At 70.5% G+C, this 11,847-nt stretch carries 11 protein-coding genes and 2 pseudogenes; 11 read left to right on the top strand and 2 right to left on the bottom strand.

Annotated elements, in window-relative coordinates; all coding sequences use genetic code 11:
* Window positions 1-286 (bottom strand): annotated as a pseudogene (locus Q0848_RS16365) (hypothetical protein); the annotation flags it as partial.
* 111 nt (window positions 287-397) lie between these two features.
* Here Q0848_RS16365 and Q0848_RS16360 point away from each other — a divergent pair.
* From Q0848_RS16360 to Q0848_RS16320, 9 genes are all read left to right on the top strand, one after another.
* Complete coding sequence (locus Q0848_RS16360; protein ID WP_299039439.1) at window positions 398-730, top strand: hypothetical protein; 333 nt, start codon at window positions 398-400, stop codon at window positions 728-730.
* On the top strand, window positions 723-1,679 hold the full coding sequence (locus Q0848_RS16355; RefSeq protein ID WP_299039436.1) for an NADH-quinone oxidoreductase subunit H: 957 nt from the start codon (window positions 723-725) through the stop codon (window positions 1,677-1,679). Before Q0848_RS16360 ends, Q0848_RS16355 begins: the two co-directional genes overlap by 8 nt.
* A gap of 3 nt (window positions 1,680-1,682) precedes the next feature.
* Window positions 1,683-2,243: an NADH-quinone oxidoreductase subunit J gene (locus tag Q0848_RS16350; protein WP_299039434.1), complete on the top strand. Its 561-nt coding sequence runs from the start codon at window positions 1,683-1,685 to the stop codon at window positions 2,241-2,243.
* Window positions 2,240-2,542 (top strand): NADH-quinone oxidoreductase subunit K, encoded by a 303-nt coding sequence (locus tag Q0848_RS16345; protein ID WP_299039432.1) that lies wholly within the window; start codon window positions 2,240-2,242, stop codon window positions 2,540-2,542. Before Q0848_RS16350 ends, Q0848_RS16345 begins: the two co-directional genes overlap by 4 nt.
* On the top strand, window positions 2,539-4,485 hold the full coding sequence (locus Q0848_RS16340) for an NADH-quinone oxidoreductase subunit L (protein ID WP_299039430.1): 1,947 nt from the start codon (window positions 2,539-2,541) through the stop codon (window positions 4,483-4,485). Before Q0848_RS16345 ends, Q0848_RS16340 begins: the two co-directional genes overlap by 4 nt.
* 2 nt (window positions 4,486-4,487) lie before the next feature.
* Window positions 4,488-5,987 (top strand): NADH-quinone oxidoreductase subunit M, encoded by a 1,500-nt coding sequence (locus tag Q0848_RS16335; protein ID WP_366146650.1) that lies wholly within the window; start codon window positions 4,488-4,490, stop codon window positions 5,985-5,987.
* A 13-nt stretch (window positions 5,988-6,000) separates the two neighbouring features.
* Window positions 6,001-7,389 (top strand): NADH-quinone oxidoreductase subunit N, encoded by a 1,389-nt coding sequence (locus Q0848_RS16330; RefSeq protein ID WP_299039443.1) that lies wholly within the window; start codon window positions 6,001-6,003, stop codon window positions 7,387-7,389.
* Window positions 7,390-7,543: 154 nt separating this feature from the next.
* Entirely contained in the window at window positions 7,544-8,587 is a 1,044-nt protein-coding gene (locus Q0848_RS16325) for a ParA family protein (protein WP_299039425.1), read from the top strand.
* 337 nt (window positions 8,588-8,924) lie between these two features.
* Window positions 8,925-9,467, top strand: coding sequence for an SIR2 family protein (locus Q0848_RS16320; protein WP_299039423.1), 543 nt, complete (start codon window positions 8,925-8,927; stop codon window positions 9,465-9,467).
* A 254-nt stretch (window positions 9,468-9,721) separates the two neighbouring features.
* Here the strand turns inward: Q0848_RS16320 and Q0848_RS19090 are convergent, their stop codons facing one another.
* Window positions 9,722-9,937 (bottom strand): DUF2200 family protein, encoded by a 216-nt coding sequence (locus Q0848_RS19090; RefSeq protein ID WP_366146646.1) that lies wholly within the window; start codon window positions 9,935-9,937, stop codon window positions 9,722-9,724.
* A 278-nt stretch (window positions 9,938-10,215) separates the two neighbouring features.
* Between Q0848_RS19090 and Q0848_RS16315 the strand changes: the two genes are divergently transcribed.
* Together Q0848_RS16315 and Q0848_RS19085 are read left to right on the top strand one after the other, a co-directional pair.
* Window positions 10,216-11,136 (top strand): hypothetical protein, encoded by a 921-nt coding sequence (locus Q0848_RS16315; protein WP_299039421.1) that lies wholly within the window; start codon window positions 10,216-10,218, stop codon window positions 11,134-11,136.
* A 134-nt stretch (window positions 11,137-11,270) separates the two neighbouring features.
* Window positions 11,271-11,435, top strand: a pseudogene (locus Q0848_RS19085) (dehydrogenase); the annotation flags it as partial.
* Window positions 11,436-11,847 lie beyond the last annotated feature (412 nt).

Below are 11,847 nucleotides of genomic sequence, written 5' to 3'. Positions count from 1 at the left end.
CGCCGGGCGCGCTGACGCCGCCGGGCGCGCTGACGCCGCCGGGCGCGCTGACGCCGCCGGGCGCGCTGACGCCGCCGTCCTCGAGGACGGGGCCCGACGTCTGGACGCCGCAGCCCAGGTGCTGCGCCTCGCCGGCGCCGCGGACCTCGCCGCCGCGGCCGTGCGCCTGCGCGACGCCGCGCTCGGTGGTGACCCCGATGACGGCCGCAGCGAGGCGACCGCCCCCCGCACTGTGTCGACACCTCGCCAGGACCCGGGGCTTCCCTCCAGCACTCTGTCGGCACATCGCCGTGGAGGGAGCCCCTTTTCCCGCACTGTGTCGGCAGATCGCCCTTGTGAGGGCCGCAGGTCGTCAGAGAGTCGACGAAGTGCGGGGGTGGAGGAGCTGCGGCGGCGGGTGGAGCGCTCGCGGGTGCTGCGGTGGTCGCTGCGCACGTCGGCGCCGGTCGAGTCCGACGTCCGGCGTGATCCCTCGGCCGGGATCCTGCGGATCGTCGGTCTCGAGCCGCCCGCGGACGAGCGCGACGTCGTCCGGGTGCTGCTGCTGCACCTGCTCAACCCCGACGCGCGCGACGACGACCCGGCCGGACGCACGCGCGCGGCGCTCGACGCGCTGCCGGAGCTCCTCGTCGGCGTCGAGCTGGTGACGGCACGGCTGCTCGTCGCCGCGCTGGACCTGCGCACCGACGCGCTCGCCGACGCCGAGGTCGACGAGGTGCCCCGTGGCTGAGGCAGCGGTGGTCCAGGTCGCCGCCCCGTGGGTGCTGCTCGCGGCGGTGCTGCTGGGCGCGCTCGCGCTGGCCGGCTCGTCCCTCGACGGCGCGCTCGCCGCCCGGGCCGCGGGCCGCCCCGCGGGCACCGGCGCGGGACGCCCGCTCACCGAGGTCGCGCGCCTGATGCGCCAGCGCCGCCGCACGACCGTCGCCGCCGACCGGCTGCTGTGGCGGCTCGCGACGAGCTCGTTCGTCGTCGCGGCGCTGCTCATGGTCGCCGTCGTGCCGCTCGGGCGCTGGACCCTGGCCGACGCCTCGGTGGGCGTCGTGTGGTTCAACGCGGTCGACGTCCTCGTGTGGGTGCTCGTGTGGCTGGCCGGGTGGGGGCCCAACGCCATGCACTCGCTGGTGGGCGGGTACCGGTTCCTCGCGCAGGCGATGGCGTACGAGCTGCCGCTGATGTTCGCCCTCACGGCGCCGGCGGTCGCGGCCGGCAGCCTGCGCGTCGGCGACGTCGCGGCGGCCCAGTCGGCGGAGTCCGGCTCGGGCCTGCCGTTCGTCGTGTGGATGCCCGTCGCCTTCGTCGTCTACTGCATCGGCGTCCTGGCCTTCTCGGTGCGCGGGCCGCTCTCACCCGCCGCCGGTCCCGCGCTCGCGGGCGGCGTCCTGGGGGAGACCTCGGGCCTGGACCGGCTGCTGCTGCTCGCGGGGCGCTCCGCGCTACTGGCCGCCGGCGCGGCCTTCGCCGTGCCGCTGTTCCTCGGCGGCGGGTCCGGCCCGCTGCTGCCCGACTGGGCGTGGGTGCTGGTCAAGACGGCGGCGCTGCTGGCCGTGCTCGTCGTCGTCCGCCGCCGGCTGCCGGACGTGCGTCCCGACCGGTTCCTCGCCCTCGGGTGGACCGTCCTGCTGCCCGCCGCGCTGCTGCAGCTGCTCGTGGTCGCCGTCGTCGTCGTGGGAAGGAGCTGATCGATGGACCTCGCCCGCGACATCGCCCTCGGGGCCCTCGGCGTGGTCGCCGTCGTCACCGGCGCCCTGGTCTTCCGGGTCGACTCGATGGCGCGCGCCACCTACCTGCTGGCGGCGTCGTTCGTCGCGGTGGGCGCCTCGGTGGTGCTGCTGCACCTGGACTACGTGGGCGTCGTCGTCGTCCTCATGATGCTCATGGAGATGGCCGTCATGGGCGTCTACATGGTCATGTTCATGGGCATGAACCCGGCGCTGATGCCGATGAGCATGGTTCACAGCGGACGCCGGGCGGTCATCGCGGCGGTCACCTGCTTCGTGCTGCTCGCGGTGGGGATCCTGCTCGTGCCGTGGCCGACGCGCACCGAGGTGCCCACGTCGGCCCTGCCGTCCTCATCAGAAGCAACGACCTACGCCCTCGGCGACGCGCTCATGGGCGACCACATGCTCGTGATGATGGTCGTGAGCCAGGTGATGCTCGCGACGATCGTCGCCGGGATCGTCATCGCCCAGGCGCGCGGCCGCTACGAGCGCCTCGGCGACGACCTGAAGGGCGGGTCGCGATGACGCTCGAGGCGGTCCTGATCGTCGCCGCGGCCCTGTTCTCGGTGGGGCTCTACGGCGCGCTGTCCCAGCAGGTCGTCGTCATGGTGATGATGGGCCTGGAGCTGATGCTCAACGGCGTCGTCCTGGCTGCCGCGGCCTTCTGGTGGTTCACCGCGCCCGCGCCGAGCCTGCAGGCGCTGCTCGTCGTCGTGCTCGCGGCGATGACGGTCGAGATGGCCATGGGCTTCGCCGTCGCGACGTTGCTGCACCGCACGAGCGGCGCGGACATGACCGACATGGCCGGGGACCTCCGCGGATGACCGCCGCCCTGTGGTCTCTCGTCCTGCTCCCCGCCGGGGTCGGCATCGCGCTGGTGCTCGCCGGGGCGACGTCCGCTCCCCGCGGGCGCGCCGTCGTCGACCGCGCGGCGTTCCCCGTCGCGATCGCCACGGCCGCCGCGGCGCTCGTGCTCGCGCTCGTCGCGGCGGCCGGGCGCCCCGCGGCGCAGGTGCCCTTCCTGCTCGGCGCTCCGGTGGGCCTCGCGGTGGACGGGCTGTCGGCCGTCGTCGTCCCGTCCGTGGCCGCCGTGGTGCTGCTCGTCCTCGTGTTCTCCGCGGCCGACGTCCACCAGGCGCCCGCCCGCTTCGCCGGCCTGATGCTGCTGTTCGCGGCCTCGGTGTCCGTGACGGCGACCGCGACGACGCTGCCCGCGCTCCTGCTCGCGTGGGAGGTGATGGGCGCCGCGTCCTACGCGCTCATCGGCTTCTGGTGGCGCGAGAGCGACCGCGTCTCGGCCGGGACGACGGCGTTCCTCACCACCCGCGCCGCCGACCTCGGGCTCTACCTCGCGGTAGCGGCCGCGTACGCCGGCGGCGCGGGCATGGAGTTGGCGGACCTGCCCGACGCCGCGGGCGGCTGGCAGGACGTCGTCGCCGCGGGTCTGCTTGTCGCCGCGCTCGGCAAGGCTGCGCAGCTGCCGTTCTCGTGGTGGCTGTCGCGGGCGATGGAAGGCCCGAGCCCGGTCAGCGCGCTGCTGCACTCCGCGGCGATGGTGGCCATGGGCGGGTACCTGCTGCTGCGCGTCGAGCCGCTGCTCGCGGCCTCGGGGTGGGCGGCGACGGCGACCGCCTGGGTCGGGGCGCTCACCGCGGTGGCCCTGGGCGTCGTCGCGCTCGCCCAGCGGGACCTCAAGCAGCTGCTCGCCGCCTCGACGGCCGCGCAGCTCGGGTTCGTCGTCCTCGCCGCGGGCGTCGGCGCCGTGACGGGCGGGACGGCGCAGCTGCTCGCGCACGCCGCCGTCAAGGCGCTGCTCTTCCTGTCCGCCGGCGCGTGGCTGGCGGCGCTCGGCACCAAGCAGCTGCCGGCGCTGGTCGGCGTCGCGCGGCGCTGGCGCGTCGTCGGCATCAGTGCCGTGGTGGGGCTGCTGGCGCTGGCGGGGGTGCCGCCGCTGGCGCTGTGGGCCACCAAGGACGCCGTCCTCGCCGTCACGAAGGAGGTCTCGCCCGTCCTGTACGGCGTGGGCCTCGTCGCGGTGGCGCTGTCGGCGGCCTACGCCGGGAAGGCCCTTGTGGTCGTCGTGCGCGCGGGTCGCCCCGGGGCGCCGTGGGACACCGAGCAGGAGGGCACCCGCGAGGTCCCGGCCCTGGCGCAGGTGCCCCTCGTCGTCCTCGCCGTCCTCGCCGTCGGCCTCGTGGTGCTGGGCCTGCCGCCGGTGGAGCACCTGCTCGGGCGCGTCGTCGCGGGGGAGGCCCCGGCGGGGGCGAGCGTCGTCGAGCTCCTCACCTCGGCGGTCGTCGCGGTCGTGGCGCTCGTCGTCGTGGCCGTCCTCGTCCGCCGCGACCGGCTGCCTGAGCCGGCGTGGGCGCGCTCGTGGCTGGGCCTCGGCACGGCCTCGGGCGCCGTCGTCAGCGCCACGCTGCGCCTCGCGGAGGGCGCGGCCCGTGCCGACGACGCCCTCGGGCGCCGGGTCGGGGCGCTCGCCGGGGGCGTCCTCGCGACGTCGTCGGCGGTCGGCGCGGCGGACGACCGCCTCGACGCCGGCGTCCGCGGCCTGGCCCGCAGCAGCGACGACGCCGCGGACCTGCTCACCCGCGGCGACACCGGCGTGGACCGGGCCGTCCACGGCGTCGCCGCCGGCGCGCGCCGCCTCGGCGACCTGGCCCGCAAGCCCCAGACCGGCCAGCTCCACACGTACTACGTCCAGTCCGCCGGGGTGCTCGCAGCCTGCGCCGTCGGCCTCGTCCTTCTCGTGACTCTGAGGTGAGCGTGCTCAGCCTGGTGGTCTTCCTCCCCCTGGTCGCCGCGGTCGTGCTGGCTGCGGCCCGCGGGCTGCCCGATGCCGCGGCGCGGTGGGCGTGGGTGGTGGTGAGCCTCGTCGAGGTCGCCCTCGTCGCCGTCCTGTGGTGGCGCTACGAGACGCCGGCGCCCCTCTCGTCGACGGAGAGCGGGCTCGCCTTCGAGGAGCAGGTGCCGTGGATCCCCGGGGTAGGCACGAGCTACCACGTCGGCCTCGACGGGCTCTCGCTGCCGCTCGTGGCGCTGACCGTCGTGGTCTTCGCGGCGTGCTCGATCTACGCGCTGCGCGAGGACCGGCGCCCGCGCACCCAGGCGGCGCTGTTCCTCTTCCTCCAGACGGCGTGCCTCGGGGTGTTCGCCGCCGCCGACCTCATCGTGTTCTTCGTCTTCTTCGACCTGTCGATCGTCGGCATGTACTTCGCCATCGCCGGGTGGGGGCACGGCAGCGCGCAGCGCTCGGCGCTGCAGTTCTTCCTCTACACGTTCCTCGGCTCGCTGGCGCTGCTGCTGGGCTTCATCGGCCTCTACGTCGCCTCCGGCACCTTCGACATGGTCGAGCTCGCCGCGAACCCGCCGCTGGTCGGCGCGGGCGTCACCGGTGGGCTGGTGCTCGCCACGGTGCTCGTGGGCCTGGCGGTCAAGACGCCGACCGTCCCCTTCCACACGTGGCTGCCGCCCGCGCACACCGACGCCTCGGCCGTGGGCTCGGCGGTCCTCGCCGCCGTGCTGCTGAAGATGGGCACGTACGGCTTCGTGCGCATCGCGATGCCGATGCTCCCCGACGCGTGGCGGGACTTCGCGTGGGTGATCCTCGCCGTCGGCATCGTCTCGGTGGTCTGGGGCGCGCTCGTCGCGCTGGCGCAGACCGACCTCAAGCGGATGGTCGCCTACACCTCGGTCAACCACATGGGCTACATCGTCATGGCGGTCGGCGCCGCGGGCCTCGTCGGCGGCAGCGACGAGCAGGCGCGCCAGCTCGCCATCACCGGCGCGGTGACGCAGATGGTCAGCCACGGCCTCATCACCGGGGCGCTGTTCCTGCTCGCCGGGGTGCTGCACGCGCGCGCCGGCACCTACGAGATGGGTCGCTTCGGCGGGCTCGCCGGGCGGGCGCCGCGGTTCGCGGTGCTGCTGCCGGTGGCCGCGTTCGCCTCGCTGGGGCTGCCGGGCTTCTCCGGCTTCATCGCCGAGCTGCAGATGTTCACCGGGTCGATCGCGATCGCGCCGGTCACGGCCGTGGCGCTCGTCGGCATCCTGCTCACCGCGGCCCTGTTCCTGCGGGCGCTGCAGCGGCTGCTGACCGGCGAGCCGGGCGAGCTGACGGCGTCGTTCCGCGATGTGCGCGCCTCCGAGCTGCTCGCCGTCGCGCCGCTGCTGGTGCTCGCGACGCTGCTGGGCGTGCTGCCGCGCCCGCTGCTCGACGTCATCGAGCCGGCCGCGGGCACCGTCGCCGCGCTCGTGGCGCGCTGAGGCCGGCGTGGCGATGAGCGGCATGGGCTCCGACGTCGTCGCCGTCCTGCCCGAGGTGCTGCTGCTCGTCGGCGCGCTGGCGGCGCTCGTCGGCGGCGCGTACACCCCGCGCGAGCGGCAGTGGGTGCTGCGGCTGGTGGCCGTGGCGGCGCTGCTCGGCTCCAGCGCCGCCGCGGTCGTCGGGCTGACGTCGCCGGCGGGTCTGGTCTTCGAGGGCACCTACGCGGTGGACAGCACGACGGGCGCGGTGCGGCTCATCGTGGCCGCGGCGACGCTGCTGGTCATCGGCCTGGGCGTCGACGAGCTGGCGGGGCACCGGCAGGAGAGCGAGACGTACGCGCTGCTGCTGCTCTCGGCGACGGGCGCCGTCGTCATGGCGGGCGCTGCCGACCTGCTCGTGATGGTCGTGGCCTTCCTGCTGGCGAGCATCCCGCTGTACGCGCTGGTGGGGCAGGCGCGCACCGCGTCGGCCGCCGAGGGCGCGATGAAGACGTACCTGATGGGCGCGCTGTTCGGCATCGTGCTGCTGACAGGCGTCGTCGTCCTGCTCGGTGTGAGCGGCGGCGAGGCCGGGTACGCGGGGCTAGCCGTAGCGCTGGAGACCGCGCCGGCCGGCGCCGTGGCGGCGGGCGCGGTGGCCGTGATCGTCGGGCTGATGTTCAAGGCAGGGGGAGTGCCGGGGCACTTCTGGGTGCCCGACGCCGCCCAGGGCGCGGGCGTGACGGCGGCGGCCTTCCTCACGACGGTGCCCAAGATCGGCGCCGTCGTCGCGATCTACCGGCTGGTCGACGCGCTGCCGGTGACGGTGGACGCCCAGCTGGTCGTCGCGGTGCTGGCCGTGGCGAGCATGACGCTGGGGAATCTGGCGGCCTTCGCGCAGACGGCGCCGCGGCGGCTGCTGGGCTGGTCGACGGTCAGCCAGGTCGGGTACGCGCTGCTGCCGGCGGCGGTGGCGGGACGCACCGACCTGGCCGAGCCGGCGATGGTGCTGTTCCTCGCGGCGTATGCGGTGACGAACCTCGCGGCCTTCGCCGTCGTCGCCGCGCTGCCGAGGCGGGTGTCGATCGACGACTACCGGGGCTTGGCGCGCTCGCACCCGCTGCTGGCGGGGGCGCTGCTGGTGAGCCTGCTCGGGCTGCTCGGGACGCCGCCGACGTCGGTGTTCGTCGGCAAGCTCCTCGTTGCGACGGCGGCGTGGGACGGCGGATCGGGATGGCTTGCGGTCGTGCTGGTGGTCAACACCCTCGCGAGCCTCTTCTACTACCTGCGCTGGTTCGCGCCGGTGTTCCGGGGCGGGGAGGTGGACGGGGAGTACCCAGAGCCGCGCGCGTGGGCGACGCGGGCTGCGGTGGTGGGGGGAGTGGCGAGCGTGGTGCTCGGGCTCATCGCCGGGGCGGTCTAAGTGCTCGCCGCCGATGAGCTGATGGCGGCCGCAGTTCTAGCCTGAGGCGGTGCGGACCAGCCTCGACCGCAGCCTAGATGGCAGACTCGCAGACGGCAGCGGCTCTGACCAGAGCCCCTAACTCCGGGATGTTGTTGAGACAGGGGATGATCACATGAAAAGTATCGCGTTCTTCAATAATAAGGGCGGAGTCGGAAAAACGACGTTGATATGTAATCTCGCGCACTATCTGGCCAAGCATCAGGGCCTGCGCGTGGCACTTATGGACCTTGACCCTCAGTGTAATTCAACGCAATTACTCCTCGCGCCTGAACTGTGCAAGGCGCTCTATTGGCCAGACGGTGACGATCTTTACGGTGGAATGGACGGGTCGCCCACCATTTATGATGCAGTTCGGCCGCTAGAGGAGGGCGAGGGTGCGGCGGCCTCGACGGCGCCATCGCCTCGCGGCATGAACCGGTTCGACGTTGACATCTTTCCAGGGCATCCGCGCATGTCCGTCTTCGAAGATCAGCTCGGCACCTGGTTCAAGGACGCAACGTCCGGCGATGTTGCTGGTCTCCGAAAGACACTATGGTTGCGGCAACTACTCGAGGGCGCGTCTCAACATTATGACGTGATGCTTTTTGACCTTGGGCCATCTCTTGGGGCGTTGAACCGGTCTGTCCTGGCTGCCGTGGACTTCTTCGTGACGCCTATGGGTGCGGACATCTTCAGCGTCGTGGCTCTCCGCAACATCGCCGAGTGGATGAGTCATTGGATAGGCCTCTATCAACAGGGCGTTGCGTTGTGCGAAAAAAATAATCCGGGCGCCGCGGCTCGCTACGGGTTGACCGAGAACTTGTCCGTCACAGATGGATTTGGTGGCTACACGGTGCAGCAGTACTCGACTGTGAGCATCCGGGGTGAACGTCGGGCAACTCAGGCGTATGATCAGATCATTAATCAGATTCCCTCCCAGGTTGAGGACCACCTCGCGAAGTATGTTAGCGACGACGTCCGCGCGAGCGGGCTGCACCTAGGTGACATCCCGAATCTGCGTAGCCTTGTCCCCCTGGCGCAGAGCGCCAATTCGCCTCTATCTGAGTTGACTAACAGAGATGGCTTGACGGGTGGGCAGTATAGTCAACAGCGCAACTACGAGAGCATCATCAACCAGGTTGGCCAGCGTCTCTACCAAAACTGCATCAATGGTTGAGTGGCCACCGCACCTGGTGAGGGAGTTGGCGGACAGGCGTGGTGTCATCATGCTTGGCGCTGGGGCGGCGATGTCCTGCCAGGTCCCCGCTACTCGCTCTCCACTGCCTTCCTGGCATGACTTGCTTACTCTTCTGGCTGAGGACCTCGAGCCCTCAGCCAAGGCGGATTTTGTAAAGCTCTTGGGCCGAGGTCGGTTGCTAGATGCGGCGCAGGTCATCGTCGACCGCGTCGCTCACAACGATCTCCAGCGACGCCTCCATCAGATGTTGAATAGTCCGCTTATTCAGCCGAGCGGACTTTATGAAGCGGTTAGCCTCCTGGACCAGCAGGTTGTCATGACGACCAATTATGATAAAATCTATGAGCGATTCTGGGAGCAACTGGCATCCAAGTCGGACCCTGAGGGCGAGGAGCCTGCACCACTAGTCACCTTGAATTACTATGATGATGGTCTTATCGATAATCTACGGTCCGAGCGCCGCCTGCTGCTGAAGTTGCATGGTACGGCCGAAGCCGCAGACCGCATCATCCTCTCGAGGTCACAGTACGCGCATGGCCGTCATCAGTATGCGGGTTTTTTTGCTGGCGTTAGCGCCCTGCTGTTGACTCGTACGGTCTTGTTCATTGGCATGGGCTTCAGCGGAGACCCGGATGTGGACTTGCTTTTAGAAGACGCCGCCTTTATGGCGCGCGCACGCTCGCAGCACTACGCGCTCGTCCCGCAAGGGCGAAGCGTCAGTGAGTTGCAGTCGCTTGGGAGCGCCTTCAACGTGCAGGCAAAGGAGTATGTGGTCACGCCAACCGGTGGCCATGACGCCCTCTTGGAAGCCTTGAATGATCTCTGTAAACTTGTGGAGGGTGTCAGGGAGGCCTCATAGGTTGGCTCTTGGTGAATGCGGCGGGTGCGGTCCGAGCTCACTCGCAGGGGCGGCGAGTGAAGTGTCAGGTCGAGAATCGACGCCGAACATGCATGCCAGTCCAGCGAAGACCTCGACGATTCTCCTAATACTTCACGCTCGCTGTTTCCCGGGCTTGTAGTGCGGCAGCTGTGAGCAGGCCGTCGGCGAGCGCTAGTAGCGCGGCAAGGCCTGCGCACGCTGCAGGAGGCCGGTGATCTCGGGGGCGTGCGACGTCATCGCCGGCGCCTGCGCGAAGACATCTCGAGGTCAATTTCGGAAGTCAGAGCCTGCTCAAGCCCGGCGGTGTCGTAGCCGGTGAGCCAGCCAGCCACTGCGTCGACGTTGTCGCGCCGGCGTCCTCGATCTCGGCCTCGGCGACGTCGTGCGGGTGGACACTCGCGAACGGCTCGTCGAAGTTGCGGTGTCCGGCCACGGCGCCTCGGACACATCGGGGCGGAAAAGTAGCGCCCGCCCTGCGCTCCAGACTAGCCGTGGGCCTGGCGCGGCGGGTCGGCTCCGACGGAGGGCGCGTCGAGTCCGACGGGACGCATGCTTGCGGGCCGTCGGGGCTTGTCGGACGTCGGACTCGGCTGAACGGAACGCGGGTTCGCCGTGCCGCCGGCCTCAGCGCAGCACCCTGCGGCCGTGCCAACAAGGTCGGGCAGAACTTGTGCAGATCGCTTGGCGGGTTTCCAACGTCGATGCTTAGACGCGGGCCCATTCTTCGGTGAAGCCTGGCTTCCCGGGTGTACCTTGGCGGCGCCCGGCGATGGGCCGCGGCGTCACCGAGGCGAGGTGCGAAATGTTCAACTTGATTGTACAGAACTCGTGGGACTACGAACAGATGGCGGGGGATCGATTCCTTAAGTACGCGGACGGCAGTCTCGGGGCGCGGTATGGCACGAGCGCCGAGCCCAACGTCCAGGCGCTTATGGGGCTGCCGACCTTGCTGGTGCAGGAGTCGCCGGACGATCGCGTCGCCGACCGCTCTGCGTCGCTCGGTTGGTTATCGGACGTGGCGAGCGGTCGAGCTAGGTACGGGCCCTACGTCGCATACCACTTTAATCCGTACACAGGAACAGCAGACTTTTCGACGCAGGCTGTGTGGCGGTATCTGGCGCAGCTCGGTATCTCCTCCTCTCAGATGGACACGATCAATTGGGACATCAAGCGTGGCGATGTGATGAAGTACCTACTTCCTGCAGCGACCGGCGTCAATGAGCGTCCCACAATGTTTCAATTCTCGCGTCGACGGAGGCGAAGGCTTGTGACCGTCATGACGCCATTCGATGCGGACCACACACCTGTGTGGCTCGCGATCGAAGATATGGTCAAAGGGAACGGGTGGGAGTGTGAGCGAGCGGACAGTCTCTTCACGGACGACCGGGTGATGGACAGGGTTGCCCGACTTGTGTCCGAAGCGGAGGTTGTTATCTGTGACCTCAGCGGACGGAATGCCAACGTCTTCTATGAGACGGGACTGGCGCACGCTATTGGCAAGAAGACCATCATTCTGAGCGAGAGGCTGGATGACGTCCCCAGCGATATGCGCGGCATCCTTTTTGAAAGGTACTTGCCGAACCGTTCCGGCATCGAAGATCTTATGCCGAAGCTGCGTGAGCGGCTCGAAGTGCTCATGGAGCACTAAGGGAAGTTTGACGACGACGACGCAGCGGCGCTCGCGCGAAGGCTTAAGGGTCGATCCCCCGGCCAGCCGTAGTGGTGGGGGCAATGGATGCTGCTCGTCTGGGCGTGGCTCCGATAGCGACGTCGCCTGGATGGATCGTCAACGCCGCCTGCCCGGGCCTTGTCGCGACGGACCAAAATGGACGTCGCGGCGTCCGCTCGCCGCAGCAGAGCGCCGCGGCCCCCGAGCGGCTAGTGACGCTGCCGGACAGCGGTCCCACGGGCGGCTTCTTTGTGGGCGCGGGTGTGCTGCCGTGGTGAGGCGTCTCTTCGAGCGGCCCGCGCCAGGGTAGTCCGCTGTCGCGGGAGGCGTGCCGCCGACTACCGAGCGACAGCACGCCGCCCCTCCACCGACGCCGCTGGTGCGGCGGCCCGCCAGGATGGCGCAGCGCCCCTCGCCAGGTCACGCGGCGGCACGCAGTGGTCAGGCGCGCGGTGGTGGGGCCGCCGGCTGCGGGCGAGGCAACGCCGGCTTCTGTGGAGTGGGTCAGCCGCAGGTGTCGCACTGCCCGCTGCTGGGGAGCTGCATGTGGCAGGTGGGGCAGGACGGCGGGGGCGGCGGGGGCGGTCTTGCGGGCGCGGGCGGGGGTGGTGCGCCGGCGGCCCTGGACCTTCGTGGTGGGGGTGGGGTGTCCGGCGTCGGCGGGCAGGTCGCGGGCGAGGGCCCGGTAGC

Source organism: uncultured Pseudokineococcus sp. (assembly GCF_947495735.1).
Classification (GTDB): domain Bacteria; phylum Actinomycetota; class Actinomycetes; order Actinomycetales; family Quadrisphaeraceae; genus Pseudokineococcus.
This window is presented reverse-complemented; position numbering and strand designations above follow the sequence as displayed.